Here is a 26,614-nt window from a genome sequence, read left to right as displayed (position 1 = left end):
CCGCAGTGAACATTGCCGCGCGCCACCTGCACCGGATCGCCCGCGCCCTGGGCTGGATCCTGGGCGTGGCCCTGATCAGCCTGGCGGTGCTGGCCGGGCTGATCCAGCTGCTGCTGCCGACCCTGGCCAGCCATCCGCAATGGGTGGCCGCGCAGCTGGGCAAGCTGCTGGAGCGGCCGGTCTCGTTCAGTTCGCTGGAAGGGCGCTGGGAGCCGTCCGGCCCCTTGTTCGTGATGCGCAATACGGTGGTGGCGGCGGGGCCGGGCGAGAGTCCGCTGAGCATCCCGGAGACCGAGCTGAAACTGGACCTGGGCGGCTGGCTGATGCCCTCGCGCCACCTGGTCAACCTGCGCGTGCGCGGCATGCAGCTGGACCTGGCGCGCGGCAAGGACGGCAGCTGGCACGTCAACGGCATCGGCGTGGCCGGCGGCGGCGAACGGCAGAACCCTTCCTTCGGCCGGCTCTCGGTGGAGCTGTGGCTGCGCGACCTGCGCCTGGACATCGCCGACGAAACCACCGGCAAGCACTACGCGCTGCTGGCCAGGCAATTGCGCGCCAGCCGCCAGGGCGGCCGCGTGCGCGTGGGCGCGATCCTGCAGCGCGAAGGCGTGGCGGGCGAGCTGCGCGGCGCCGGCAATTTCCGCGAGGACGGCGCCGACGGCCGCCTGTGGATCAGCGGCAGCAAGATGGACCTGCGCGCCTTTACCGCCGGCGTGGATATGGGCGGCTATACGGTCGACAGCGGCAGCGGCAGCTTTTCCAGCTGGCTGGACTGGCGCGACGCGAAAGTGGTGCGCAACCTCACCCGCGTGGATCTGGGCGGTCTGGCGCTGACCAACCCGCAAGGCCGCCAGGCCCGCGTCGCCTCGCTGCATGCGCTGGGCGACCTGCACAAGACCGACCAGGGCCTGCACGTGCGCTGGGGCGCGGACGACGGCGGCGCGCTGGCGCTGGATGTGCGCAACGGCAGCGACGGCCATGCCGACGAGGCGCTGATCGCCGCGCGCGACCTGCAGCTCAGTGCGCTGGCGCCGTGGGCGGCGCTCAAACCCGAACTCTCGCCCGGCATGGCGCAATGGCTGGGCACCGGCAAGCCGCGCGGCAAGCTGGGCAACGTGGCGCTGCGCTGGACGCGCGCCGACGGCCTGGCCAGCGCCACGGTCGGCTTCAGCGGCTTGGGCATCGACGCGGCGGGCAAGCTGCCCGGCATCGATCACCTCGACGGCACCCTGCGCGGCGACGCCGGCGCGCTGGCCATCGAGCTGCCCGCGCAGTCCACCGTGCTGCGCTTCCCGCATACCTTCCGCAAGCCGTTCGTGCTGCCGCACCTGGCCGGCAGCTTCGCGGCCTGGCACGAGGACGGCGACTGGCATCTGGGTATCGAGCCGCTGGACTTCGAGGGCGAAGGCTTCGGCGGCCATGCGCGCGGCGAGATCCGCCTGCCCGACGCCGGCGGACGTCCATTCCTGGACCTGTACGCCGTGCTCGACCACGCCGACATGGAGGCCGCCAAGCTGTTCTGGCCGACCGACTCGATGTCGCCGCAGGCAATCGAATGGCTGGACCGCGCGCTGGTCTCCGGCAAGATCGAACGCAGCGACCTGCTGGTGCGCGGCGACCTCAAGGACTGGCCTTTCCATGCCAACGAAGGCCGCTTCGAAGCGCGCGCCGAAATCAGCGGGCTGAACCTGGACTACGGCAAGAACTGGCCGCGTGCCGAAGGCATCAACGCGGTGGCCAGCTTCGTCAACAACAGCATGCTGGTGGAGGCCAGCGACGGGCAGTCGCTGGGGGTCAAGGCCGAACGCGCGGTGGCGCTGATTCCCGATCTCGCCCACACCGTGCTGGACCTCAACGTGCATGGCTCCGGCAGCGGCGCCAGCCTGCTCGATTTCGTCAAGCACAGCCCGATCGGCAGCCGCCAGGCCGATGCGCTGAACAAGCTGAGCCTGGGCGGCGCCGGCAGCTTCGATTTCCATCTGTCGCTGCCGATGAAGGACTCGAAGGACTTCTTCCTCAATGGCACGGCCGAGCTGAAGGACGTCGACCTCAATGCGCCGGACTGGAACCTCAAGCTCGACAACATCAGCGGCCCGGCCACCTTCGATGCGCACGGCTTCCACGGCGGGCCGCTGGACGCCGTCTTCCGCGGCCAGCCGTCCAAGCTGGACATCGCCATCGCCGCCGCCACCGGGAAGCCGGACACCGAGTTCTCCGCGCGCCTCAGCGGCCGCTACGGCATGGCCGAGCTGGTGCAGGGGCTGTCCCAGCTCGACTGGCTGAAGGACGTGGCCAGCGGCCGCAGCGACACCACCGTCGGCTTCGACATCGTGCGCCAGGACACCGTGGCCAGCAGCGCGCAGCTGCTCACGCTGGACACCAATTTCGCCGGCATGGCGCTGGACCTGCCGGCGCCGCTGAAGAAATCCGCCGACGGCAGCCTGCCGACGCATCTGGCGCTGACCCTGCCGGTGTCGGGCGGCGACCTGCAGATCGCGCTGGGCCAGGCGATGCGCCAGCGCTTCCGCCTGCCCGACGACAAGCGTCCGCTCGCCGCCACCTTCAACTTCGGCACGCGCATGCCCGACACCGTGCCCGACAAGGGCATCCGCGTGCGCGGCCGCGCCGCGCGCATGGACGTCACCGGCTGGGTGCAGCGCGCCGCGGCCGGCAGCAGCGGCGGCCCGGGGCTGGAGAGCATCGACGTCAGCGCGGACCAGGCCGAAGTGTTCGGCCACGCGTTTCCGTCCATGCGCATCCAGGCGGCGCCGGAAGGCGGCCAGCTGAACGTGGACGTGGACAGCGCGGATATCGTCGGCCGCTTTGTCGTGCCCACCGCCGATCTCGATAAACGCGGCGTCACGGCGCGGCTGCAGCGCTTGTACTGGCCCAAGACCAATAGCCAGTCCGGCGACAACAAGAACAACCCCGGCGACCAGCCGAAAACCGATCCCGCCAACACCGGCATCACGCCGTCCGCGCTGCCGCCATTTCACCTGTGGGTCGGTGATCTGCGCTTCGGTGAATCCAAGCTGGGCGAGGCGCGCCTGGAAACCTGGCCGACCGACCGCGGCATGCATATCGACCAGCTGCGCGCGTTGTCGCGCAGCGTGCAGATCAATGCCAGCGGCGACTGGGAAGGCACCGCCAGCAACAGCCACAGCCATCTGCGCATCGACTTCGCCGCCGAGAACCTCGGCGACATGCTCGGCGCCTTCGGTTTCGCCGGCATGTTCAACGGCGGCAAGACGCGCGCGCACCTGGACGCCACCTGGCCCGGCGCACCCTCGGCGATGGAGCTGGCCAATATGGACGGCAAGCTGAGCATGCAGGTCACCGACGGCAGCATTCCCGAAGTGGCGCCCGGCGTCGGCCGCCTGTTCGGCCTGGTCTCGCTGGTGGAACTGCCGCGCCGCCTCACGCTGGATTTCGGCGACGTGTTCGGCAAAGGCCTGGCCTTCGATTCGATCACCGGCGACTTCGCGCTGGCCGGCGGCAATGCCACCACCAACAACCTGGCCATGCGCGGCCCGGCGGTGGAGATCACCATCAAGGGCCGCACCGGCCTGCGCAGCAAGGACTACGACCAGCAGGCGCTGGTGATTCCGCATGTGGGCAACAGCCTGCCGATCGTCGGCGCGGTAGTGGCCGGTCCGCTGGGCGCGGCCGCGGGCTTCGTCGCGCAGGGCCTGCTGGGGCGCGGCCTCAACCGCGTGGCCAGCGCGCGCTATCACATCGGCGGCAGCTGGGATAAACCGGATATTTCGCTGGTGGAGAAGAAGAACCTCTCCGCCGCCGAAGCCGCGGCGGCGGCGCCGGCACCCGCCGCGCCGGTGCCGGTGCCCGCGCCGGCGAGCAGCGCGGCGCGCTGAAGCGGTTTCAGGACTCGCCCGGCTCCACCGGCCTGGTGCTGCCGCGGAACGGGAACAGCTGCTGGCGCACGAAGCCGTCCGGCATGTAGTCGCCGACCACGCCGTACTTCTCCGGGAATTTCTTCGTCGACTTCACCGCCGTGCCGAACACGTAGTCGAGGAAGGCGTAGTGCGCCGCGTAGTTCTTGTCGATCGCCTCGTCGTCGGAGGCGTGGTGCCAGTGGTGGAAATCCGGCGTCACCACCACGTACTTCAGCGGGCCCCACGGCAGGTGCACGTTGGCGTGGTTGAACACCGCCTGGAAGCCGACCACGATGATGTAGGCATTCATCACGCCTTCGCTGAAGCCCAGGATGTACAGCGGCGCCAGCACGCAGACGCGGGTGAAGATCAGCTCCAGCATGTGCTGGCGCGAGCCGGCCAGCCAGTCCATGGTCTTCACGCTGTGGTGCACCGCGTGGAAGCGCCACAGGAACGGCACCTCGTGATACGCGCGGTGCGTCCAGTACTGCGCCAGGTCCGCCACCAGGATGCACAGCAGCAGCTGCGGCACGAAGGCGATGTCGCGCACCGTCTGCTGGAAACCGCTGCTGACCAGCCAGCCGAACAGATGGTGCAGCAGGAAGTTCACCACCAGCAGCGCCAGCCCCACGATGAAATGATTCACCGCGAAATGCTTGAGGTCCGTCTGCCATTCCTTGCGGAACAGCGACTGGCCCTTGTACAGCGGGAACAGTTTCTCGATCACCACGAAGATCAGGGTGGAGCCGAGCAGGTCGAGGATGAACCAGTCCAGCCCGATATACGGCGTGTGATCCGGAAAATTGCCCACCGGCACGCGCGAGCCGCCCATCGCGGTGGCGGCCACCACCAGCGCGAACGCGACGATATTGATATTGCGCAGGCGCCCGAGAATGACATTGCCGAGCGAGATGCCGCCGGCGATCAGCAGCGCGGCCAGCAGCAGCTGGCGCAGCAGGTCGACCGAATACTTGTGGCGCAGGTCCGGCGTGGTCAGGTACTGCGGGAAATGGAAAGCCAGTACGCCGAGCAGGCTGAGCACGCCGAGCGACAGCGCGAGCACGCTGCTGATCTTGCCCAGGCCGGGCTTCAGCTCGCCGTCGCGGTGCAGCAGTTCGCGGGTGTCTTCGAGTGGTGCCTTGACGGTGCGGTCGATGACCTTCTGGGCCAGCTCGCGTTTGGAGGTGTCGCTCATCGGTGGTCCTTCACGTGGGGCGCCGGCGGTTCCGGCCAGCCTGGAGCATGGTAGCCGGGCGGGGGCGTGCCGCTCCACAACGGCTTTAAACGCGTGGCGGCGGCCCCCACTTGCTACAGTCTTACGTCCCATCGCACAGGCCGTCACCCCATGGATTCATTGATTGCCCAGGCCGAGCGCCGCCTCCTGGCGCCGGGCGGCCTGGCCGCCACCGATCTCGACCGCGTGTTCTCCCAGCTGATGGGGCCGTCGATCGACGCCGCCGACCTGTATTTCCAGCATTCGCGCAGCGAGTCGTGGATTCTCGAGGAAGGCATCGTCAAGGACGGCAACCACTCGATCGAGCAGGGCGTGGGCGTGCGCGCCATCGCCGGCGAGAAGACCGGCTTTGCCTATTCCGACGAGATCGTGCTGCCGCAGCTGCTGGAAGCCTCGCGCGCCGCGCGCGCGATCGCCCAGGACGGCAACGGCGCCGGCAAGCCGCTGGCGCTCAACGGCGCGCGCCAGCTGTACCCCGCGATCGACCCGGTGGAAAGCCTGCCCAACCCCGACAAGATCGCCCTGCTGCGCGAGGTGGACGCCTATGCGCGCTCGCGCGACCCGCGCGTGAAGCAGGTGATCGTGAGCATCGCCGCGGTGATGGACACCATCCTGGTGGCGTCCTCCGACGGCACCCTGGCCGCCGACGTGCGCCCGCTGGTGCGCCTGAGCGTGCAGGTGATCGCCGAGCAGAACGGCCGCCGCGAGCAGGGCCACTCCGGCGGCGGCGGCCGCTACGGCTACCGCGAGCTGATGGAAAACGGCCGCGCCCTGGCCTTCGCCGACGAAGCCGTGCGCCAGGCGCTGGTGAACCTGGATGCGGTCGACGCGCCGGCCGGCAGCATGACCGTGGTGCTCGGCCCCGGCTGGCCCGGCGTGCTGCTGCACGAGGCGATCGGCCATGGCCTGGAAGGCGACTTCAACCGCAAGGGCAGCTCCGCCTTCGCCGGCCGCATCGGCCAGCGCGTGGCGGCGCCGGGCGTCACCGTGGTGGACGACGGCACCCTGCCGGGCCGCCGCGGCTCGCTCAGCATCGACGACGAAGGCACGCCGACCGAGTGCACCACCCTGATCGAGGACGGCATCCTCAAGGGCTACATGCAGGACAAGCTCAACGCGCGCCTGATGGGCATGCAGCCCACCGGCAACGGCCGCCGCGAATCCTTCGCGCAGCTGCCGATGCCGCGCATGACCAACACCTACATGCTGGCCGGCCAGCACGATCCGCAGGAGATTCTCCGCTCGGTCAAGCGCGGCCTGTACGCGGTGAACTTCGGCGGCGGCCAGGTCGACATCACCAGCGGCAAGTTCACCTTCTCGGCGAGCGAGGCGTACCTGATCGAGGACGGCAAGGTCACCCGGCCGGTGAAGGGCGCCACCTTGATCGGTTCCGGCCCCGACGTGCTCACCCGCGTGTCGATGATCGGCAACGACCTGGCGCTCGACGAAGGCGTGGGCGTGTGCGGCAAGGACGGACAGAGCGTGCCGGTGGGCGTGGGCCAGCCGACCTTGCGCGTGGACGGCATGACGGTGGGCGGCACCGCTTCCTGATGTTTGCGATGCGCTTTCGCGCATGCGCTATTCGCGAGAAATCTCGCTGTATTCGCAAGGACTTTCTCGCTTTTTAAAAGGCAAACGAAAGCTTCTTCCCGTGTGCTAGCGGCACGCGGGGAGGGGCGGTGCGTTGCCGGGGAACGGGAGCTTCACAGGGGGAATCCAGACAAGGAACGGCGAGGTATCCGGGTTGCCTGCGTCCGGCGGCGTGCCGCCGGTACTCACGCCCATCACGGGCATCGAAGACAACCTTTTGGAGATGTTTTCATGCAGATGAAGAAGACCTCGTTGTGCCTGGCGCTTGCCGCGATCGTGGGGACGATCGCAGCCGCACCCGCCATGGCCGCAGGACCGAACAACGCGTGGGCGAACACCGCCACGCATGCGCACGAACTGGCCGCGACGGCGACCACCGCGGACCTGGCCGAAGCCAGCCTGCCGGTGCACGTCGAAGTGGTGCTGAAGCTGCAGAACCGCTCGGCGCTCGACGACTTCATCAAGGCCTCGCAGGACCCGGCCAACGCACTGTTCCACGCCCGGCTCAGCACCGCCGATGCGCAGGCGATGTTCTCGCCGAGCCAGGCGCAGGTGCAGGCGGTGGTCGACCATCTGCGCGGCGCCGGCTTCAGCAATATCCAGGTGTCGGCCAACCGCCTGATCGTTTCCGCCGACGGCAACGCCGGCAGCGCGCAGAACGCGTTCGCCACGCGCCTGGTCAAGGCGCACGACGCCGAAGGCCGCGCGGCCTACGCCAATATCGACGACGCCAAAGTGCCGGCCCATCTGGGCGACTCCGTGCTGGCCGTGGTCGGCCTGCAGACCGTCGCGCACCCGCACACCATGCTCAAACTGGCGGCGCGCAGCGGCACCAACGCCACCACCGGCGTGACCGGCCACAATCCCACCGCGTTCCCGACCATCTACAACGTGGGCAGCACGCCGAACGCATCCACGATCACCGTCGGCATCATCAGCGACGGCAACATGACCCAGCCGCTGAAGGACCTGGCCAGCTTCACCAGCGCCAATGGCCTGCCGGCGGTGAACACCCAGGTGGTGACGGTGGGTACGGCGGGTACCGATACCAGCGGCACGCCGGAATGGGACCTGGACAGCCAGGACATCGTGGCGATGTCCGGCGGCGTGGGCAAACTGATCTTCTACGCGGCCAACTCGCTGTCCAACAGCGCGCTCACCCAGGCCTACAACCAGGTGGTGACCGACAACCAGGCGCGCGTGATCAATGTGTCGCTGGGCGAGTGCGAGACGTCCGCCAACAGCGACGGCTCGATGGCCGCCGACGACCAGATCTTTGCGCTGGGCGTCGCGCAGGGGCAGACCTTCTCGGTCTCCACCGGCGACTCGGGTTCGAACGAGTGCAGCAAGGCGCCGCGCGGCACCACGCCGAGCTATCCGGCCAGTTCGCCCTACGTGGTGGCGGTGAGCGGCACCACGCTCAGCACCGGCACCGGCAACAGCTGGGCCGGCGAGACGCTATGGTCCAAGGCCGGCGGCAGCCCGAGCACGCTCGAACCCAAGCCGAGCTGGCAGACCCAGGGTGGCGGCACCACGCGCGACGTGGCCGACGTGGCGATGGATGCGGATCCGAACTCGGGCTCCATCATCATCGTCAATGGCAGCAACGCGCAGTACGGCGGCACCAGCCTGGCCGCGCCGCTGTTCGCGGCGACCTGGGCCCGCATGCTGGCGGGGCATTCGACCCTGGGCTTTGCCGGTCCGCATCTGTACCAGGTGCCGGCTACGGTCTATCACGACATCACCTCCGGCAGTAACGGCGGCGAGACGGCGACGGCCGGCTGGGACTATGCCAGCGGCTTCGGCAGCACCATCGTGACCAATCTCAACAGCAGCCTCTGAGGTTTCGCCACGCGCAAATGCAAAGGGGCGCCGCGAGGCGCCCCTTTGTCGTATCCGCCGGCGTAGGTTGGGGTTCGCCTGCGGCTCACCCCAACCTACGTCATTCGTCTTCGCCGGCGGCGGCCAGATCCTTCAGCAGCTGGAAGATCTCGCGGTACGCGCGCGGCGGCTTGTTCTTCTCGCGTTCCAGCCGCGCCTGGCGCAGCAGCGAGCGCAGGTGCTGGCGGTCGAGCTGCGGATAGGCGGCGATCAGTTCCGGCAGCGCGCTTTCCTCATCGGCGAGCAGCCTGTCGCGGGTGGCTTCTAGGCGATGCATCGCCGCGGTTTCCTGGCGCTGGCGCTCGCGGTTCTCGCCGAGCGCGGCGCGCACGCCGTCGAACACCTCGGTGTCGTGCTTGCGCATGGTCTTGGCCAGAAAGCCGAGCTGGCGCTTGCGTGCGATATGCGAGGTGATCTTGCGGGTGTTGGCGATCTCGCGCAGCACGTCTTCCGGCAGGTCGAGCTTGGCCAGGCGGCTGGGCGGCAGTTCGACCAGCTGCTGCGCGAGCTCCAGCACGGCCAGCGCATCGCGGCGCTGCTGCGTGCGGGTCGGGCCGTAGTCGTGGTCGGGATTGTCGGTGTAGGTGCGATGCACGGGTTCAGTCTCTTTCTGCGTCAGGGCGCGGCGATGGCCGCGCCAATGGCGATGCCGGGTTCGGCGCGTTCGAGCGCGAAGCGCGGCACGGTTTTTCCGTCGACCTGCACCGTCTCGCAGAACATCGCCGCGGGACGCACCCACAGGCCGTGCTCGCCGTACAGCGCCTGGTAGACCACCAGCGTTTCCATGGTCTCGCTGTGGCGGGCGGTGCCGAGCACGCGGTAAGGCTGCCCTTTGTAGTGACGGTACAGGCCGGTCTCCGGCACCATGGCGCTTTTCTCCGCGGCGAGGGCTTTGCATCGGCCGCGGCGCCCCCACGTCGGGAGGCTGCGCGGCTGCTGCTTGGAATGGGCCGCGTATTCTACCCGCCAGTCTTCAGGAAGCCCATGTGAGCGCGATTTCCGTTCCCTCCGACCGCAGCCAGCAGGATCTCGACCGCCTCGCCGATCTCGCCCAGGACGTCATCCGCCGCGCCCGCGCCGCCGGCGCCAGCCAGGCCGAGGTAGCCGCCAGCATCGACACCGGGCTGAGCGTGAACGTGCGCCTGGGCGAGGTGGAGACGGTGGAGCACACCCGCGACCGCGGCTTCGGCCTCACCGTGTACTTCGGCCAGCGCAAGGGCTCGGCCAGCACCGCCGACCTCAACCCGGACTCGATCCAGGCCACCCTGGACCAGGCCTGCGCCATCGCCCGCTACACCGAGGAAGATCCCGCCGCCGGCCTGGCCGACCCCGCGCGCATGGCCACGGTCTTCCCCGAGCTGGACCTGTGGCATCCCTGGGCGCTGGATACGCCGGCCGCGATCGAGCTGGGCCAGCGCGTGGAGCAGGCCGGCCGCGCGCAGGCCGGCATCACCAATTCCGAGGGCGCCAGCGTGCAGGCGGGCGAGAGCCTGTCGGTGTACGCCAATTCGCACGGCTTCGTCGGCCGCGAGCGCGGCACGCGGCATTCGCTGTCGCTGTCGCTGATCGCCGGCGACGAGGACGGCATGCAGCGCGACTACTGGTACGACAGCGTGCGCAGCGCTGACGATTTCATGAGCGCCGAGGCGCTGGGCCGCAAGGCCGCCGAGCGCACCCTGGCGCGGCTGGGCGCGCGCCGCCTGTCCACCCGCCAGAGCCCGGTGCTGTTCGCGCCGGAGCTTGCGCGCAGCCTGGTCGGCCACCTGGTGGGCGCGGTCTCCGGCGGCGCGCTGTACCGCCGCGCCAGCTTCCTGCTCGACCACGCCGGCAAGCAGGTGATGCCCTCGTGGCTGAACATCGTGGAGCGGCCGTTCCTCAGCCGCGGGCAGGGCTCGGGCGCGTTCGACGCCGAGGGCGTGGCCACGCGCGACAGTTCGCTGATCGAGGACGGCGTGCTCGCCCGCTACGTGCTGGGCAGCTATTCGGCGCGCAAGCTGGGGCTGGAATCGACCGGCAATGCCGGCGGCATCCACAACCTGATCGTGGAAGCCGGCGCCGCCGACGGCGGCCGCGACGACTTCGCCGGCATGCTGCGCCGCCTGGGCACCGGCCTGCTGGTGACCGAGGTGATGGGGCAGGGCGTGAACACCATCACCGGCGACTATTCGCGCGGCGCGGCGGGCTTCTGGGTCGAGAACGGCCAGCTCGCCTACCCGGTGGAGGAAATCACCATCGCCGCGAACCTGCGCGACATGTACCTGGGGATCCAGGCGGTGGGCACCGACGTGGACCCGCGCTCGCATCTGCTGACCGGGTCGATCCTGCTGGACAGGATGACCATCGCGGGCGAGTGAGTCCGGCCGGACGGCCGCATAGGCCGCCCGTTGGCTCGGCAAACCGCCGCGCCCCTTGCTAGCATCGGCGCCACCGGCACCGAGGCCGGATCACCGCATGGCCAGGAGAGCACGCAATGAGCGTCCCACCCGAATCCGTCGAGCCTACCGATCCGACACCGCCCTCGGACATGCCGAGCGCCGAGGAGCGCCAATGGGCCATGCTGGCCCATCTGTCGGCCCTGCTGGGCACCCTGGTCACCGGCGCCTGGTTCGGCATCGGCTGCTTCCTGGGGCCGCTGATCATCTGGCTGGTGAAGCGCGAGACGATGCCCTTCGTCGACGACCAGGCCAAGGAAGCGCTGAACTTCAACATCACCATGGCGATCATCGCGGTCGTGCTGCTGCTGATCACCGTGCTCACCTTAGGCATAGGCATCATCCTGGCCGTGCCGGCCGGCATCATCATCGGCATCGCGTGGCTGGTGCTGGTGATCATGGCGACGATCAAGTCGAACGAAGGCGAGCGGTACCGCTATCCGTTCTGCCTGCGCCTGATCAAGTAAGCCGGCTTGCCGGCGCAACGAAAGAGGCAGCCCACGGGCTGCCTCTTTGCGTTTCAGTGGTGGCGCCGCGCCGCGTACAGCGCCAGCCGTTCCAGCAGCGCGCCGCGTTCGCCCAGCGGGGCGATTGCCTGCAGCGCGGTGGCAGTGAGTTCGTCCAGCCGCGCGCGCGAGGCGTCCAGGCCGATGATCGAAGGGAAGGTCGGCTTGTCGTCGGCCGCGTCCTTGCCGGCGGTCTTGCCGATCACGGCGGACTCGCCTTCCACGTCGAGGATGTCGTCGCGCACCTGGAAGGCCAGGCCCACGGCGTGGGCGTAGCGGTCCAGCGCGTCGAGCGTGGCTTGGTCGGCCCTGGCGGCCAGCGCGCCCAGGCGCACCGAGGCGCGGATCAGCGCGCCGGTCTTGCAGGCGTGCATGTGTTCCAGCGCGGCCAGGCTCAGCGTGCCGCCGACCGCGCCCAGGTCCAGCGCCTGTCCGCCGGCCATGCCTTCGGCCCCGCAGGCGCGGCCCAGGCTGCGCAGCATGGCCAGGCAGCGGGCGGGGTCGGTGTGGCCGTCGTTGGCCAGCAGTTCGAAGGCCAGCGCCTGCAGCGCGTCGCCGGCCAGGATCGCCATGGCCTCGCCGAACACCACGTGGCAGGTGGGGCGGCCGCGGCGCAGGTCGTCGTCGTCCATCGCCGGCAGGTCGTCGTGCACCAGCGAGTAGGCGTGGATCAGTTCCACCGCGCAGGCCGGCGCATCCAGCGCCGCGCCGTCCTCGCCCAGCGCGTGGCCGGCGGCGTACACCAGCAGCGGACGCAGCCGCTTGCCGCCGCCCAGCACGGCATAGCGCATGGCGCGGTGCAGGTCGGCGGGGGAGCGTTCTTCGGCGGGGAGGGCGCCGGCGAGAGCCTGGTCGGCGCGGACGATCAGCGCCTTCAGCGCCGGACCTAGATCAAAGTTCGGGTTCAAACGGTTCTGCGCTGTCGGGGTGTTCGGGGTCGAGCAGCAGGCGCACGCGCAGTTCGGCCTGTTCCAGGGCCTGCTGGCAGTGGCGATAGAGGCCGATGCCGCGCTCGAACGAGGCCAGGGAGTCGTCCAGGCTCAGGTCGCCGCCTTCCATGCGCGCCACCAGCTGTTCGAGCTCGTCCAGCGAATGTTCGAAATCGGCGGGAGCAGCGGGTTCGGCAGGGGCGGGTGCGGGCTTGACCATGGCCGGAAAAATTAACGCAGCACCCGCGCGGAATCAATCCGCGCGAGACTGAAAAGCATGTCGGAACGCGCCCGGCCGGCTGGCGGCACAGCACCGCGGCTCAGCCGGCGGGCCGCCAGCGCGGCTGCCCGCCGGCAGCGCGGAACCGGTCCGCGCCGGCATCGCTGCGCCAGCGATCGGCGACGGCGAGCAATTCCTCGCCGGCATAGATCAGCGGACAGGCCGCACGCTGCCACGGCGGCAATTCGCCCTGCTGGAACAGGTCGCGCAGTTCGCGCGTGTGGCGGTCGCCGCTGGGGCGCAGGCGTTCGCCGCCCCGGCGCAGGCGCACGGTCAGCGGCTCGCGCAGCGGCCTGCCTTGCCACTCCAGCAGGCCGCCATCGGGCAGGGGCAGCGGCTGGCCCGTCCATGCCGCCTCCCAGTTCGGCGCGGGCGCCGGTGCCGGCGGCACGGCCCACAGGCGGCCTTTCCAGATGCGCAGGTCGGTGTCCGGCCAGTGGATGCAAGGCACGCGTCCTTCGCGCAGCTCGCGCAGCTGGCGTTCGACCTGTGCGCGTTGCGCCAGGGTGGGGATGCGCCGTCCGCGGGCGCGCAGCCAGTGGTCGAGCAGCGGGTCGCGCAAGGCGGGCGGCAAGGCGAGCCATGCCGCCGCGTCGAGGCTGCCGGTGGCGCGGTCGTGCAGCCGCTCGAATTGCACCAGCCACTGCTCGCGCAGCGTGTCCGCCGCGGCGCGCTGGTGCGCGGCGGCGTGCAGGATGGCATCGATCGCGTGCGGCCAGTGTTCCATCACGCGCGGCAGCACTTGATGGCGCAGATAGTTGCGCGACAGCTGCGTGTCGGCATTCGACGGATCGTCGATCGCCGGCAGGCGATGGCGCAGCACGTACTCGCGCAGCACCTCGCGCGGCGTGCGCAGCAGCGGACGCCACAGCAGGCCCGCGCCGAGCGGACGCAGCTCGCGCATGCCGCCCAGCCCTTCCGGACCGCCGCCGCGCAGCAGCTTGAGCAGCACGGTCTCGGCCTGGTCGTCGCGGTGATGGCCGAGCAGCAGGAGTTCGTGCTCGCGCAGCACGTCGGCGAATGCGGCATAGCGTGCGTGGCGCGCCGCGGCTTCCAGTCCCTCGCCGCCCTGGCGCTGCACCTGCACGCGCACGACGCTGCAGGCGATCTCCAGCACGGAGCAGAACTGCCGCGCCTGCTCGGCCCAGGCGCCGCTGTGCGCATGCAGGCCGTGGTCGACATGCACGGCGCGCAATCCGCGAGCCCGCGCTTGTTCCAGTCCGGCCAGCGCATGCAGCAGTGCGGTGGAATCGGGCCCACCACTGAAGGCGACGCACAGGCCGCCCGCGGGTTGTTCGTGCAAGGCCTGCCGCAGTCGTGCGTGCAGTGGTTCGGCGTTACTCACGAGTCACGGGTTTCTTCGACTTGTTGCGCACGTAGATCACCTTCGGCCGCCCTTCGCCCGGACTGCGCGCATCCACCTCGAACAGCGAGGTGGCGGCGATCAGTTCGCTGAGCTTGTTGTAGCCGTAGCTGCGCGCGTCGAAGTTCGGCCGCTGCTTGGTGATGATCGACCCGACGCCGCCGAGCCCGGCCCAGCCTTCGTCGTCCGAGGCCGCTTCCACCGCGTTGCGCAGCAGGTTGACCAGGCCGCTGTCCTGCTTCAGCTGGGCGGCGGTGCGCGGCTGGCGCGGCGCTTCCTCGTCGGGCTTGGCGAGCAGGATGTCGGTGTAGATGAACTTGTCGCAGGCGGCGACGAACGGGTCCGGCGTCTTGCGCTCGCCGAAGCCGTACACGATCAGGCCGGATTCGCGGATGCGCGCGGCCAGGCGGGTGAAGTCGCTGTCGCTGGAGACGATGCAGAAGCCGTCGAAGCGGCCGGAGTACAGCAGGTCCATCGCATCGATGATCATTGCCGAGTCGGTGGCGTTCTTGCCGCTGGTGTAGCCGAACTGCTGGATCGGCTGGATCGACTGCGTGAGCAGCTGTTCCTTCCAGGTCTTCAGGTGATGGCTGGTCCAGTCGCCGTAGGCGCGCTTGACGTGCGCGGTGCCGTACTTGGCCACTTCGGCGAGCAGGGCCTCGGCGAGATTCGGCTGCGCGTTGTCGGCATCGATCAGGACGGCGAGCTTGGTGCTGTCGCTGGCCATGGCGGCCTCCGGCGGAATGGGCCGGGGGATGATAGCGCTAAGGAAACGCGGCGTAGGTTGGGGTGAGCGCAGCGAACCCCAACGTGAGGATGGCGTGGGAGGCCTGTTGGGGTTCGCCTTTGGCTCACCCCAACCTACGCGCTTCGTTGTTACTCGCTGTACGCGCCGTACCCGCGCAGCCGGTGATAGCGCTGCTCCAGCAGTTCGTCGATCGGCAGCGCCTCCAGCTCGTCGAGCTGGTTCATCAGCACGGCCTTCAGGCGCACCGCCATCGAATGCGGATTGCGGTGGGCGCCGCCCAGCGGCTCGCGCACCACCTTGTCGATCAGGCCCAGCTCCAGCAGGCGCGGCGCGGTGAGGCCCAGGGCCTCGGCGGCGTCCTTGGCCTTTTCGGCGCTCTTCCACAGGATCGAGGCGCAGCCTTCGGGCGAGATCACCGAATACGTGGAGTACTGCAGCATCACCGTGCGGTCGCCCACGCCGATGGCCAGCGCGCCGCCGGAGCCGCCTTCGCCGATCACGGTGCACACGATGGGCACGCGCAGGTCGGCCATTTCCAGCAGGTTGCGCGCGATTGCCTCGCTCTGGCCGCGCTCCTCGGCGCCGACGCCGGGGTAGGCGCCGGGGGTGTCGATGAGCGTGAGCAGCGGCAGCTTGAAGCGCTCGGCCAGCTTCATCAGGCGCAGCGCCTTGCGGTAGCCCTCCGGGCGCGGCATGCCGAAGTTGCGGCGCACCTTGCCCTTGGTATCGCGCGCCTTCTGGTGGCCGATGATCACCACCGGGCGGCCGTTGATGCGGCCGATGCCGCCGACGATGGCGGCGTCGTCCGCGTAGGCGCGGTCGCCGGCCAGCTCGTGGAATTCGTCGCAGATCACGCTGATGTAATCCAGCGTGTAGGGGCGGGCCGGGTGGCGCGACAGCTGGGTGATCTGCCAGGAGCTGAGGTTGCGGAAGATCTCCGCGGTCTTCACCTTCAGCTTCTCGCGCAGCCGGACCACCTCGTCCTCGATGTTGAACGCCTGCCCGTGGCTGGCGTGGCGAAGCTCTTCGATCTTCGCTTCCAGTTCGGCGATGGGTTGTTCGAAATCGAGGAAGTTCGGGTTCATTCGATGCTATGGAGAGACGCAGAAGCCGCGCAGTATACCGGGGCGGCGGGAAAGGCGGAGAACGGGGCCGTATGGGGTGGAGCCGGCAATAGGGAATGGGGAATCGAGAATAGGAAGAGCAGGCGCCCACAAGCTCGTGGGACGGCGCTCTTACCTATTCTCGATTCCCCATTCCCTATTCCCCGCGGCCTTCGGCCGTCCTGACGATGCGCAGCTTGGCCGCCTGCACCCCGGGCACGGCGCGCACGGCGCGCAGCAGGGCCGGGATGGCCTCCACCCGCCATTCGTCGCCCAGCTCCAGGTCGGCCTGGGCGACGGCGTTGTGGTAGCCGTGCAGCACCACGCTGGTGCGTCCGTTGCGGTAGCCGGCCAGGATCTGGCGCAGCTGGTCGACGAAGCCGGGGCCGACGCCGTTCAGCTTCACATGCAGCACGCGGGCGAAGCGGCGGCAGGCGTCGGCCAGGGTGTGGGCGCTGCGCGCGCGCACGGCGAAGCCGCCGCCGGAGAAATCGTCGATGCGCAGGCCGCCCTCGACCACCAGGATCTCGTCGCGCGTCAGCAGCGGCGCCACCTGCTGGTACAGCTCGCCGAAGAAGCTCACCTCGATGATGCCGGTGCCGTCTTCCAGCCGCACGAAGGCGTCGCTCTCGCCGCGCTTGCGGATGGCGGTGACCATGCCGGCCACGGTCCAGGGCGTGTCGGGGCCGCGGCGGAAGCGGTTGTCCTCGTCGCCCTTGCGCGGGCGCGGCGGCTGGTAGCGGTCGGCGATCTCGCCCAGCGGGCAGGTGGACAGCTGCAGCAGTTCTTCGCGCCAGGGGTCGGTGGGATGGCCGGAAAGGTAATGGCCCAGCGTGTCGCGTTCGCCTTGCAGCTTCTGCTCCAGCGGCCATTCGGGGGCGGTGGGCAGGTCGATCTGCACTACGGGCGCTACCGCACCCATCATGGCTCCGAACATATCGTTCTGCCCCGACTGCTTGTCGCGCAGATGCTGCTCCGCCGCCTTGATCGCATCCGGCAGCTGCAGCATCAGGCTGGCGCGGGTCGGCGCCAGCGCGTCCAGCGCGCCGGAAAGAATCAAGGCCTCCAGCACGCGGCGGTTGAGCTTGGTGGAGTCGACGCGGCGGCAGAAATCGGCCAGGTCCTTGTAGGCGCCGCCGCGCTTGCGTTCTTCGGCGATCGACTCGCAGGCGCCCTGGCCGACACCCTTGATGGCGCCCAGGCCGTAGCGGATCACCTTCGGTTCCACCGCGACGAACATGAACTCCGAGGCATTGACGTCCGGCGGCAGTACGGTCAGCCCGATCGCCTTGGATTCGTCGATGAAGGTCACCGCCTTGTCGGTGTTGTCCATGTCCGACGAGATCGTCGCGGCCATGAACTCGGCGGGGTAGTGCGCCTTCAGCCACGCGGTCTGGTAGGAGACCAGCGCATAGGCGGCGGCGTGCGACTTGTTGAAGCCGTAGCCGGCGAACTTCTCCATCAGGTCGAAGATCTCGTCGGCCTTTTCGCCGGAGAGTCCGTCCTTGGCGGCGCCCTCGCGGAACTTGGCGCGTTCCTTCGCCATCTCCTCGAGCTTCTTCTTGCCCATCGCGCGGCGCAGCAGGTCGGCGCCGCCGAGCGAATAGCCGCCCACGATCTGCGCCATCTGCATCACCTGCTCCTGGTAGACCATGATGCCGTAGGTCTCTTTCAGGATCGGCTCGACGCGCGGGTCGGGGTACTGCACTTCCTCGCGGCCGTGCTTGCGCGCGACGAAGCTGGGGATCAGGTCCATCGGGCCGGGGCGGTACAGCGCCACCAGGGCCACGATGTCTTCGAAGCGGTCGGCGCGCGCATCTTTCAGCATGCGCTGCATGCCGGAGGATTCGAGCTGGAACACCGCCACCGTCCTGGCCTGCTGCAGCAGCTTGTAGGTGGCGGCGTCGTCCAGCGGCAGCGCGGCGATGTCCAGCGGCTCGCCGCCTTCCTTCGCGCGGCGCGCGTTGATCGCCTTCACCGCCCAGTCGATGATGGTGAGCGTGCGCAGGCCGAGGAAGTCGAACTTCACCAGGCCCACGGCTTCGACGTCGTCCTTGTCGTACTGCGTGACCACGCCCGCGCCGCCGGCTTCGCAGTACAGCGGGGCGAATTCGGTGAGCGGCTTGGGCCCGATCACCACGCCGCCGGCATGCTTGCCGGCGTTGCGGGTGAGGTTTTCCAGGCTCAGCGCCAGGTCGATCAGCGTTTTCGCTTCCTCGTCCTGGTCGTACAGGTCGCAGAATTCCTTGACGACGCGGTCGGGTTCTTTCTTGGCTTTCTCCGAGCGGCCCAGCGCGCACGACAGCGTGAGGTCGAGCGGGCGCGGTGGAATCAGCTTGGCGATCTTGTCGACCGCGTTGTAGCCCATGCCCAGCACGCGGCCGGAGTCGCGCAGCACCGCCTTCGCGGCCATCGAGCCGTAGGTGATGATCTGGCTGACGTGGTCGCGGCCGTACTTGCGCGCGACGTAGTCGATCACCTCGTCGCGGCGGTCCATGCAGAAGTCGATGTCGAAGTCGGGCATCGACACGCGTTCGGGATTGAGGAAGCGCTCGAACAGCAGGTTGAACGGCAGCGGGTCCAGGTCGGTGATCTTCAGCACCCAGGCCACCAGCGAGCCCGCGCCCGAACCGCGTCCCGGACCCACCGGAATGCCGTTCTGCTTACCCCAGTTGATGAAGTCCGCCACGATCAGGAAGTAGCCGGGGAAGCCCATCTTGATGATCACGTCCAGCTCGCGGTCGAGCCGGGCGATGTAATCGTCCAGGGTGTAGCCGGGCGCCAGCGGATGGGTGGCGAGGCGCTCCTTCAGGCCTTGGTGCGACAGCTCGCGGATATAGCTGCCCAGGTCGTGGCCTTCCGGCACCGGGAAGTTCGGCAGGTAATAGGTGCCGAAGCTCAGTTCCAGCGTGCAGCGCCTGGCCAGCTCGACGGTGTTTTCCAGCGCCTCGGGGATGTCCGCGAACAGCTCGGCCATCTGCGTGGGCGTCTTCAGGTATTGCTGGTCGCTGTACTCGCGCGGGCGCTTGGGGTCGGCCAGCACGCGGCCCTGGTGGATGCAGACGCGCGCCTCGTGCGATTCGAAGTCGCTCTGGCGCAGGAAGCGCACGTCGTTGCTGGCGATCACCGGCAGGTCGAGCTCGGCGGCCAGCGCCAGCGCGGCGGCGTTCCAGGTTTCCTCGCCCTCGCGGCCGCAGCGGGTGAGCTCCAGGTACAGGCGGTCCTGGAACAGCCGCGCGAACGGGCGCAGGCGCGCGGCCGCGGCGGCGACGCCCTGGTTGACCGCGATGCGCGCCACTTCGTGTTCGCGCCCGATCAGGGCGATCAGGCCTGCGCTCGCCTGCGGCGTGAGCCAGGCCATTTCGGCCATCGGCTTGCCGTTGCCTTGGCCTTCGCGCCATACGCGCGAGACCAGGCGCGACAGGTTCAGATAACCGTCGCGGTTCTGGCAGAGCAGGGTGACGCGCGAGGGGCGCGGGTCGTCCGGCATCGACAGCCACAGGTCGCTGCCGCCGATCGGCTTGATGCCGGCCGCGCTGCAGGCTTTGTAGAACTTCACCAGCGCGAACATGTTCGTCTCGTCGGTGAGCGCGACGGCGGGGATGCCTTCGCGCACGCAGGCGTCGACCAGCGCTTTGATGCGGATGGTCGAGTCGACCAGCGAGTATTCGCTGTGCAGGTGGAGGTGGGCGAAGCGGACGGTCATGCGGACTCACGCGGTGAGTTTGGGGAGGCTAGCTGGCGCTTGCGGGCGGGGCAAGATTGACTTCCGCCGAGTTTGTGCGGCGCGGCTTTGCGCCGCGCCCGGCGTAGGTTGGGGTGAACGTGGTGAACCCCAACGGGGGGCTGGTGATGTGCTGTCGTGTGAGTGTCTCGCCGTTGGCGAGGGTTTCGCCCCGCTGCCGCGGGGCGAGTTACTTCTTCTTTGCGTGCCCAAAGAAGAAGTAACCAAGAAGAAAGGGCACCCTGCTTGGCGCCCTCAGCAGCAAAGCTGCTGAGGGTCCGTGAGGGCTGGCCGGGCTTTTTGACAGGGCATCCATGCCCTGATCAAAAAGGCGGGGACATCGTGTCCCCGCCCCCCTGCGGGGGCCTTTTCGTCCAGCCCTCACCGCCGGCGCCAAGGGGACCCGGTAGAGCAAAAGCGCACAAGCGGAACGCCGCGGCTGCGCCGCGAGCTCTTCGCTTGATTGTCGCCCCGCCCGTCATCCCCCTCTCCCCGCCGGGGAGAGGGTCGGGGTGAGGGGCGGCACTTGCCACAAGGCCGCAACCACAGGCCCCACCCGATTCCAGTTGCCACGGCAGCCCCTGGCTGGCATGGTTCCTGGCTCTCTACCGCGCCCCGGAGCGCTCCGATGTCGTTGATCCGTTCGCTGTTTGCCGTGAAGCCTGTCGAGGCCTCGCTCACTGCCGATGATTCGCTGCGGCGGACGCTGGGGCTGAAGGAGCTGATCGTGCTGGGCGTGGGTGCGGTGATCGGCGCGGGTATTTTCGTGATCACGGGGCAGGCGGCGGCGGAGCATGCGGGGCCGGCCTTGACCTTGTCGTTCGTGCTGGCGGGGCTGGCGGCGGCGCTGGCGGCGCTGAGCTATGCGGAGTTCGCGGCGATGCTGCCGGTGTCGGGCAGTGCCTATGTCTACGCCTATGCCACGTTCGGCGAGCTGCTGGCCTGGTTTATCGGGTGGAACGTGGTGGCGGAATATCTGCTGGCGGTTGGCGGTGTCGTCCGTGGCGGTGGGCTGGTCCGGTTACGGCGTGGGTCTGCTGAAGACGCTGGGTATCCATGTGCCGGAGGCGCTGGCCAATGCGCCGCTGAGCTTCAAGGACGGGCATCTGCAGTTCACCGGCGCGCTGCTGAATCTGCCGGCGCTGCTGGTGGTCGCGGCGCTTACCGCGCTGCTGTATCGCGGGACGAAGCAATCCACGGCGTTCGCCAGCGTGGTGGTGGCGCTGAAGGTGATCGTGGTGGTGCTGTTCGTGGTGTGCGGGTTGCAGTACGTGGACCCCGCGCTGTGGCACCCGTACGTGCCGCAGAACCAGGGCGGCGATCACTACGGCTGGGCCGGCGTGTTCCGCGCGGCGACCAGCGTGTTCTATGCCTACATCGGCTTCGACGCGGTGGCGACGGCGGCGCAGGAAACGCGCAACCCGCAGCGCAACGTGCCGGCGGGCATCCTGATTTCGCTGGCGGTGTGCACGGTGCTGTACATCATCGTGGCGGCGGTGCTCACCGGCCTGGTGCCGTACCCGCAGCTGGGCACGGCCGAGCCGGTGGCGACGGCGCTGGCGGCGCATCCGCCGCTGGCCTGGCTGAAGCTGCTGACCCAGGTGGGCGCGGTGGCGGGGCTGACCTCGGTGATCCTGGTGATGCACCTGGGCCTGTCGCGCATCCTCTACACCATGGCCGGCGACGGCCTGCTGCCGACCTTCTTCGGCGCGGTGCACGAGCGCCACCAAACGCCGCACCGCACCACCCTGCTGGTGGGCACGGTGGGCGGCATCCTGGCCGCGGTGTTTCCGCTCAGCCTGCTGGGCGACCTGCTTTCGATGGGCACGCTGCTGGCTTTCGCCACGGTGTGCATCGGCGTGCTGGTGCTGCGCCGCACGCATCCGAACCTGCCGCGCGGCTTCCGCGTGCCGGCCGCGCCGGTGGTGTGCAGCCTGGGCGTGCTGGTGTGCGGCTTCCTGCTGGCGCAGATGAACCTGGCCAACTGGATCCTGCTCGGCGCGTGGACCGCGCTGGGCATGCTGATCTACATCGCCTACGGTTATCGGCACAGCCTGCTGCGCGGGCGTTGAGCGGCAGCCCCGCTTCCGTTGGGGTTCGCCTTTGGCTCACCCCAACCTGCGTGTGCGGGGTCAGGAAATGCGGAAGCGTTCGTTGCCGTCGGGCTGGTCGATGAAGTGATCGAGGCCGCTCACCTTCAGCGGGTGCAGGTTGTAGTCGACGTGGGCGGTATCCAGCAGCGGCGGCGCGTCCTGCGTAGACACGGTGGAGATCGCGGCCGGGTCCGCCGACGGGGCGTCGCCACCGTTCGGGACGACGGTGAGTGGCGTGTTGGGAAGTGTCATGGCTGAACTCCTGCGGCGTCTTGCATGCGCCGCTGGCGTGTTCCGCGTGGCGACGCGGAAGGCTGTACCTTGCGTCCGTGCCTGAAGCGGCGACCGTGCCGCGGAACCGGGGTGGCTCGGCGGTCGGCGGGGCGGTCGGCCCGGCTTCGTCCTGCTTCGAACCTTCGATGCGCGCCGCTGGAGAAGGGTTGCGCGGCGCGTGCCAGGGCGAAGCGCCGGTCGGATGGGCTCGGGGCCTGGTCCGACCGTGGAGCCAGTCTAGACCCGCATCGCAAGAAAAAACCCGTGTCGAAGGGCATGACGGAAATCGTTTGCGGGCAGCGGCTTTTGGCCTCGTTGATGCTTTGCGCCCGTGGGCGAACAGCCGTCTAAAAAAGCACGCCCTGATCGAGCATGATCTTCACCGGCGCAAAGCTGCGGCGGTGCTCGGCGCACGGCCCCAGCCGCTGCAGCGCTTCGAAATGCGCCGGCGTGGGATAGCCCTTGTGCGCGGCGAAGCCATAGCCGGGGTACTGCGTTTCCATCGCCACCATCAGGCGGTCGCGGGTGACCTTGGCCAGGATCGAGGCGGCGCTGATCGCCGGCTCCAGCGCATCGCCGCCGACGATGGCGCGGCCGGGGCAGGGCAGGTTCTTCGGCAGCGCATTGCCGTCGATCCAGGCCTCGTGCGCCACCAGCGACAGGCCCGCGACGGCGCGGCTCATCCCGGCCATGGTGGCCTGGAAGATATTGAGCTGGTCGATCTCGGTGACGCTCATGGCGACGATGCAATGCGCCAGCGCATTCGCCACGATCTGCGGATACAGCGACTCGCGCTTCGCTTCGGTGAGCTTCTTCGAATCGTTCAAGCCGTCGATCGGGCGCTTGGGATCGAGAATGACCGCGGCCACCACCACCGGCCCCGCGAGCGGGCCGCGGCCGGCTTCGTCGACGCCGGCGATATGGCGCAGCGCTTTCCTGTTCATCGCGGACGCTCGATCAGTTCGATGATCGCGTCGGCCGCATGGTCGCCCGCTTCGCCTTCCAGCTCGCCGCGCAGCGCGCGGTGCAATTGCTCGAAGGCGGCGACGATCTCGCCGCGGCGCTGGCTGTCCTGGAACAGCGCGAGCACGGCGGCGGAGAGTTTCTCCGGCGTGCAGTCGTCCTGCATCAGCTCCGGCGCCAGCATGGCCCGCTCGCCGAGGCCGCAGGCGCGGGCCAGGATGTTCGGCAGCGCGTAGACGTCGGTCTTCAGCATGTTCAGCGCGCGCGCGATGCGGTAGCTGATCGGCGACACGCGGTAGCCGACCACCATCGGACGCTTGGCCAGCATGGCTTCCAGCGTGGCGGTGCCGGAAGCGAGCAGCACCACGTCGGCGGCGAGCATCGCTTCGTGCGCGCGGCCGTCGAGCAGGATGGGGGTGTCATCGTTGCCGGGACCTTCGCCGAGCATCGCTTTCAGCGTCGCGTGCACGCGCGTGTTGGCCGCCGGAACGATGATGCGCAGGCCCGGCAACTGCGCGGCCACGCGGCGCGCCGCATCGAGAAACACGCGGCCCAGCTTTGCCACTTCCGAGGCGCGGCTGCCCGGCAGCACGGCCAGCACCGGTGCGTTCTGCGGCAGTTGCAGGAAGTCGCGCGCGCCGACGCGGTCGGAGACCAGGGCGAAGCGGTCCGCCAGCGGGTGGCCGACGAAGCGCGCGTCGACGCCGTGGCGCGCATAGATCGCCGGCTCCATCGGGAACAGGCACAGCACGCGGTCGGCGCTGCGGCCGATCCTGGCCGCGCGCTCCTCGCGCCAGGCCCACACGGACGGGCTGACGTAGTGCACGGTGCGCAGGCCGGCGGCGCGGACGCGCTGTTCCACGCCGAGGTTGAAATCCGGTGCGTCGATGCCGACCACTACCGCGGGTTGCGCCGCGATCAGCCGCGCCACCAGTTCCTTGCGCAGGCGCAGCAGGCGGGGCAGGTGGCTGATCACTTCGGCGAAGCCGAACAGCGACAGCTCGCGGATGTCGTACCAGGATTCGAAACCCTGCGCCTGCATGCGCGCGCCGCCGATGCCGGCGAAGCGGGCGCCGGGGTAGCGCTTGCGCAGAGCCACGATGAGGTCGGCGCCGAGCTGGTCGCCGGAGTCTTCTCCGGCGATGAGTGCGATGACGATGGGGGTTTCGGCGGCTGAGCTCATGGCGTCAGCGTGCGAGAGCCCGCTCGCTGCGATCCAGGAATTCCAGCATCGAGCGCACGTCGTCGCTTTCCTGCGCCAGCGACACCAGCTGCTCGCGCGCGTCGGCCTGGGTCAGGCCGGCCATGTACAGCGTGCGGTAGGCGCGCTTGATCGCGGCGATGCGGGTGGGGTCGAAGCCGCGGCGCTTAAGGCCTTCGCTGTTGATGCCGCGCGGGCGGCCGCGCTGCTCGTTGGCCATCATCACGAACGGCGGCACGTCGGAGCCGACCAGGCAGCCCATGCCGATGAAGGCGTGCGCGCCGACCTTGCAGAACTGATGCACGCCGGAGAAGCCGGACATGATCACGAAGTCGCCGATCTCCACGTGCCCGGCCAGCGCCGAGTAGTTGGAGAACACGGTGTTGTTGCCGATCTGGCAGTCATGCGCCACGTGCACGTAGGCCAGCAGCCAGTTGTCGTTGCCGATGCGGGTGATGCCGCCGCCGTCGCCCGTGCCGCGGTTGACCGTGACGAATTCGCGGATCAGGTTGCGGTCGCCGATGACCAGCTCGGTGCGCTCGCCCTGGAACTTCTTGTCCTGCGGCGCGCCGCCGAGCGAGGCGAACTGGCTGATGCGGTTGTCGCGGCCGATGCGGGTGGGGCCTTCGATCACCACGTGCGGACCGACGACCGTGCCCTCGCCGATCTCCACCTCGGCGCCGATCACGCTGTAGGCGCCGACGCTGACGTTGGCGCCCAATTTGGCGGAAGGATCGATCTGTGCGGTGGGGTGGATGGCGCTGGCCTGGCTCATTTGTCGGACCTCGCCGCGCAGACCAGCGTGCAGGAAGCGACCTTCTTGCCGTTGACGCGGCTCTCGGCCTCGAACATGCCCATGCCGCGCAGCAGGCGCAGCAGCTTCACTTCCATCAGCAGCTGGTCGCCCGGCACCACCGGGCAGTAGAAGCGCGCGTCGTCCACCTTGGCCAGGTAGAACAGCGGGCTGCCGGTGTCGCCCTTCATGCGGCTGCTGATCTGGGTGAGCAGGCCGGCGGTCTGCGCCATGGCCTCCACGATCAGCACGCCGGGCATTACCGGATGGCCCGGGAAATGGCCCTGGAAGAACGGCTCGTTCATGGTCACGTTCTTCAGGCCCACCACGCGGTGGTCCGGCTCCAGCTCGATCACCCGGTCCACCAGCAGGAACGGATAGCGGTGCGGCAGCAGCTTCTGGATCTGCTCCACCGTCACCGGCAGGTGGTAGGGCTCGGTCTTGTCACTCATTGTTGCTGTCCTTCTCCAGCGCCGAAAGCCGGCGCACGTACTCGTCAAGGTGCTTGAAACGGGCCGCATTGCGCCGCCACAGGCGGTTTTCCTGCAACGGTACCCCCGAGGAATACTCGCCGGGCTCGCGGATCGAATGGGTCACCAGGCTCTTGGCCGTAATGGTAACCCGGTCGGCCAGCTCCAGATGGCCCAGCACGCCGGCGTTGCCGCCGATCATGCAGTAGCGGCCGATCTTCGCGCTGCCGGCCACCGCGGCGCAGCCGGCCATGGCGGTGTGCGCGCCGACGTGGACGTTGTGGGCGATCTGGATCTGGTTGTCCAGGCGCACGTCCTCTTCCAGCACGGTGTCTTCCAGCGCGCCGCGGTCGATGGTGGTGTTGGCGCCGATCTCGCAGTCGTCGCCGATGCGCACGCCGCCGAGCTGCGGCAGCTTGATCCAGTGGTCTTTGTCGAAGGCGAGGCCGAAGCCGTCCGAGCCGATCACCGCGCCGGGGTGGACCAGCACGCGCTTGCCCAGGGTCACGCGGGTGACCAGGGTAACCCGCGCCACCAGCCGCGACTGCGCGCCCACCGTGCAGCCGGCGCCGACGATGCAATGCGGGCCGAGCACGGCGCCGTCTTCGATCACGGCGTCTTCTTCCACCACGCAGCAGGGGCCGATGCTGGCCGTCGGCGCGATGCGCGCGGCGGGCGAGACCACGGCGCTGGCATGGATGCCGGCGGGCGAAGCGGGCAGGCGCTCGAACAGCGCGGCGATCTTGGCGTAGGCGACGTAGGGGTCCTTGGCGATGAGTGCGGCGGTGGGACAGTCGCTGAGGTTTTCTTCGCGCAGCACCACCACGCCGGCGCGCGCGCCGGCGAGCTGGGCGCCGTACTTGCTGTTGGACAGGAAGCTCAGCTGGCTGGGGCCGGCGCCGGCCAGGGTGCCGACGCCGTCGATCACGCGCTGGCCGTCGCCCTGGAAGGCCAGGCCGAAGCGTTCGGCCAGCTCGGCCACGGTGTATTGGAAGGTGCTCATGCGGGCTCCCTGGCGGTGCGGGCATTGTAGGGCGCGGGGGGCGCGGCGTCTTTCCGCACGGGCAAAAGAAAGCGCGGCCGTGGCCGCGCTTTCGGGGGTGTTGCGGTGCTTCGGACCCTGCCGGTCAGATGATTG

The 26,614-nt window shown here is 69.1% G+C and carries 20 protein-coding genes and 1 pseudogene; 6 read left to right on the top strand and 15 right to left on the bottom strand.

The window, feature by feature from the left end:
- The first annotated feature begins 5 nt into the window (after positions 1-5).
- Positions 6-3,872: a YhdP family protein gene (locus ISN75_RS16435; RefSeq protein ID WP_343820710.1), complete on the top strand. Its 3,867-nt coding sequence runs from the start codon at positions 6-8 to the stop codon at positions 3,870-3,872.
- A 7-nt stretch (positions 3,873-3,879) separates the two neighbouring features.
- Here the strand turns inward: ISN75_RS16435 and ISN75_RS16430 are convergent, their stop codons facing one another.
- Entirely contained in the window at positions 3,880-5,088 is a 1,209-nt protein-coding gene (locus ISN75_RS16430) for a sterol desaturase family protein (RefSeq protein WP_167257884.1), read from the bottom strand.
- A gap of 150 nt (positions 5,089-5,238) precedes the next feature.
- On the opposite strand from ISN75_RS16430, the gene tldD reads away from it, so the two are divergent.
- Both tldD and ISN75_RS16420 read left to right on the top strand, forming a co-directional pair.
- Positions 5,239-6,678 (top strand): metalloprotease TldD, encoded by a 1,440-nt coding sequence (tldD, locus tag ISN75_RS16425; RefSeq protein ID WP_167257882.1) that lies wholly within the window; start codon positions 5,239-5,241, stop codon positions 6,676-6,678.
- Between the two features lie 270 nt (positions 6,679-6,948).
- Complete coding sequence (locus ISN75_RS16420; RefSeq protein WP_343820706.1) at positions 6,949-8,559, top strand: S53 family peptidase; 1,611 nt, start codon at positions 6,949-6,951, stop codon at positions 8,557-8,559.
- A 100-nt stretch (positions 8,560-8,659) separates the two neighbouring features.
- Here ISN75_RS16420 and yjgA read toward each other — a convergent pair whose 3' ends face one another.
- On the bottom strand, positions 8,660-9,193 hold the full coding sequence (gene yjgA, locus ISN75_RS16415) for a ribosome biogenesis factor YjgA (RefSeq protein WP_167257878.1): 534 nt from the start codon (positions 9,191-9,193) through the stop codon (positions 8,660-8,662).
- A 20-nt stretch (positions 9,194-9,213) separates the two neighbouring features.
- On the bottom strand, positions 9,214-9,465 hold the full coding sequence (locus ISN75_RS16410) for a DUF1653 domain-containing protein (RefSeq protein WP_167257876.1): 252 nt from the start codon (positions 9,463-9,465) through the stop codon (positions 9,214-9,216).
- A 119-nt stretch (positions 9,466-9,584) separates the two neighbouring features.
- On the opposite strand from ISN75_RS16410, the gene pmbA reads away from it, so the two are divergent.
- Positions 9,585-10,952, top strand: a complete 1,368-nt coding sequence (gene pmbA / locus ISN75_RS16405; RefSeq protein WP_343820705.1) for a metalloprotease PmbA — start codon at positions 9,585-9,587, stop codon at positions 10,950-10,952.
- Between the two features lie 116 nt (positions 10,953-11,068).
- Complete coding sequence (locus ISN75_RS16400; protein WP_167257872.1) at positions 11,069-11,497, top strand: DUF4870 domain-containing protein; 429 nt, start codon at positions 11,069-11,071, stop codon at positions 11,495-11,497.
- Positions 11,498-11,550: 53 nt separating this feature from the next.
- Here the strand turns inward: ISN75_RS16400 and ISN75_RS16395 are convergent, their stop codons facing one another.
- The 6 genes from ISN75_RS16395 to dnaE all read right to left on the bottom strand — a co-directional run bounded on the left by ISN75_RS16395 (position 11,551) and on the right by dnaE (position 19,665).
- On the bottom strand, positions 11,551-12,444 hold the full coding sequence (locus ISN75_RS16395; protein ID WP_423385083.1) for a polyprenyl synthetase family protein: 894 nt from the start codon (positions 12,442-12,444) through the stop codon (positions 11,551-11,553).
- Positions 12,428-12,685 (bottom strand): exodeoxyribonuclease VII small subunit, encoded by a 258-nt coding sequence (locus tag ISN75_RS16390; protein WP_343820704.1) that lies wholly within the window; start codon positions 12,683-12,685, stop codon positions 12,428-12,430. Before ISN75_RS16390 ends, ISN75_RS16395 begins: the two co-directional genes overlap by 17 nt.
- Before the next feature lie 100 nt (positions 12,686-12,785).
- On the bottom strand, positions 12,786-14,090 hold the full coding sequence (tilS, locus tag ISN75_RS16385) for a tRNA lysidine(34) synthetase TilS (protein ID WP_343820703.1): 1,305 nt from the start codon (positions 14,088-14,090) through the stop codon (positions 12,786-12,788).
- Positions 14,083-14,835 (bottom strand): NYN domain-containing protein, encoded by a 753-nt coding sequence (locus ISN75_RS16380; protein ID WP_167257866.1) that lies wholly within the window; start codon positions 14,833-14,835, stop codon positions 14,083-14,085. Before ISN75_RS16380 ends, tilS begins: the two co-directional genes overlap by 8 nt.
- Positions 14,836-14,984: 149 nt before the next feature.
- On the bottom strand, positions 14,985-15,941 hold the full coding sequence (locus ISN75_RS16375) for an acetyl-CoA carboxylase carboxyltransferase subunit alpha (RefSeq protein ID WP_167257864.1): 957 nt from the start codon (positions 15,939-15,941) through the stop codon (positions 14,985-14,987).
- A gap of 175 nt (positions 15,942-16,116) precedes the next feature.
- Positions 16,117-19,665, bottom strand: a complete 3,549-nt coding sequence (dnaE, locus tag ISN75_RS16370; protein ID WP_343820700.1) for a DNA polymerase III subunit alpha — start codon at positions 19,663-19,665, stop codon at positions 16,117-16,119.
- A gap of 646 nt (positions 19,666-20,311) precedes the next feature.
- On the opposite strand from dnaE, the pseudogene ISN75_RS16365 reads away from it, so the two are divergent.
- Positions 20,312-21,755, top strand: a pseudogene (locus tag ISN75_RS16365) (APC family permease).
- 60 nt (positions 21,756-21,815) lie between these two features.
- On the opposite strand, the gene ISN75_RS16360 reads toward ISN75_RS16365, so the two are convergent.
- The 6 genes from ISN75_RS16360 to lpxD form a co-directional block, all read right to left on the bottom strand.
- Positions 21,816-22,028 (bottom strand): hypothetical protein, encoded by a 213-nt coding sequence (locus ISN75_RS16360; RefSeq protein ID WP_343821679.1) that lies wholly within the window; start codon positions 22,026-22,028, stop codon positions 21,816-21,818.
- A gap of 368 nt (positions 22,029-22,396) precedes the next feature.
- Entirely contained in the window at positions 22,397-22,993 is a 597-nt protein-coding gene (gene rnhB / locus ISN75_RS16355) for a ribonuclease HII (RefSeq protein ID WP_168649517.1), read from the bottom strand.
- Complete coding sequence (lpxB, locus tag ISN75_RS16350) at positions 22,990-24,195, bottom strand: lipid-A-disaccharide synthase (RefSeq protein WP_343821676.1); 1,206 nt, start codon at positions 24,193-24,195, stop codon at positions 22,990-22,992. The genes rnhB and lpxB overlap by 4 nt, the downstream gene beginning before the upstream one ends.
- Before the next feature lie 4 nt (positions 24,196-24,199).
- Positions 24,200-24,988 carry an acyl-ACP--UDP-N-acetylglucosamine O-acyltransferase gene (gene lpxA, locus ISN75_RS16345; RefSeq protein ID WP_167257852.1) on the bottom strand — a complete coding sequence of 263 codons (789 nt, stop codon included), beginning with the start codon at positions 24,986-24,988 and terminating at the stop codon, positions 24,200-24,202.
- Entirely contained in the window at positions 24,985-25,458 is a 474-nt protein-coding gene (gene fabZ, locus ISN75_RS16340; protein ID WP_167257850.1) for a 3-hydroxyacyl-ACP dehydratase FabZ, read from the bottom strand. Before fabZ ends, lpxA begins: the two co-directional genes overlap by 4 nt.
- Complete coding sequence (gene lpxD / locus ISN75_RS16335; RefSeq protein WP_167257848.1) at positions 25,451-26,479, bottom strand: UDP-3-O-(3-hydroxymyristoyl)glucosamine N-acyltransferase; 1,029 nt, start codon at positions 26,477-26,479, stop codon at positions 25,451-25,453. The genes fabZ and lpxD overlap by 8 nt, the downstream gene beginning before the upstream one ends.
- Positions 26,480-26,614 lie beyond the last annotated feature (135 nt).

Origin of the sequence: Dyella marensis (assembly GCF_049532885.1) — a bacterium.
GTDB lineage: Bacteria > Pseudomonadota > Gammaproteobacteria > Xanthomonadales > Rhodanobacteraceae > Dyella_D > Dyella_D marensis.
The sequence above is the reverse complement of the archived record's forward strand: the minus strand, read 5'-3'. Positions and strand labels throughout refer to the sequence as shown.

Excerpts from the sequence above, each read along its gene's own strand:
- ISN75_RS16360 (WP_343821679.1), bottom strand. The coding sequence starts at position 22,028 with ATGACACTTCCCAACACGCCACTCACCGTCGTCCCGAACGGTGGCGAC.
- fabZ (WP_167257850.1), bottom strand. The coding sequence starts at position 25,458 with ATGAGTGACAAGACCGAGCCCTACCACCTGCCGGTGACGGTGGAGCAG.
- ISN75_RS16380 (WP_167257866.1), bottom strand. The coding sequence starts at position 14,835 with ATGGCCAGCGACAGCACCAAGCTCGCCGTCCTGATCGATGCCGACAAC.
- ISN75_RS16375 (WP_167257864.1), bottom strand. The coding sequence starts at position 15,941 with ATGAACCCGAACTTCCTCGATTTCGAACAACCCATCGCCGAACTGGAA.
- lpxD (WP_167257848.1), bottom strand. The coding sequence starts at position 26,479 with ATGAGCACCTTCCAATACACCGTGGCCGAGCTGGCCGAACGCTTCGGC.
- tldD (WP_167257882.1), top strand. The coding sequence starts at position 5,239 with ATGGATTCATTGATTGCCCAGGCCGAGCGCCGCCTCCTGGCGCCGGGC.
- ISN75_RS16420 (WP_343820706.1), top strand. The coding sequence starts at position 6,949 with ATGCAGATGAAGAAGACCTCGTTGTGCCTGGCGCTTGCCGCGATCGTG.
- ISN75_RS16430 (WP_167257884.1), bottom strand. The coding sequence starts at position 5,088 with ATGAGCGACACCTCCAAACGCGAGCTGGCCCAGAAGGTCATCGACCGC.
- lpxB (WP_343821676.1), bottom strand. The coding sequence starts at position 24,195 with ATGAGCTCAGCCGCCGAAACCCCCATCGTCATCGCACTCATCGCCGGA.
- rnhB (WP_168649517.1), bottom strand. The coding sequence starts at position 22,993 with ATGAACAGGAAAGCGCTGCGCCATATCGCCGGCGTCGACGAAGCCGGC.
- dnaE (WP_343820700.1), bottom strand. The coding sequence starts at position 19,665 with ATGACCGTCCGCTTCGCCCACCTCCACCTGCACAGCGAATACTCGCTG.
- lpxA (WP_167257852.1), bottom strand. The coding sequence starts at position 24,988 with ATGAGCCAGGCCAGCGCCATCCACCCCACCGCACAGATCGATCCTTCC.
- ISN75_RS16400 (WP_167257872.1), top strand. The coding sequence starts at position 11,069 with ATGAGCGTCCCACCCGAATCCGTCGAGCCTACCGATCCGACACCGCCC.
- ISN75_RS16410 (WP_167257876.1), bottom strand. The coding sequence starts at position 9,465 with ATGGTGCCGGAGACCGGCCTGTACCGTCACTACAAAGGGCAGCCTTAC.
- ISN75_RS16390 (WP_343820704.1), bottom strand. The coding sequence starts at position 12,685 with ATGGTCAAGCCCGCACCCGCCCCTGCCGAACCCGCTGCTCCCGCCGAT.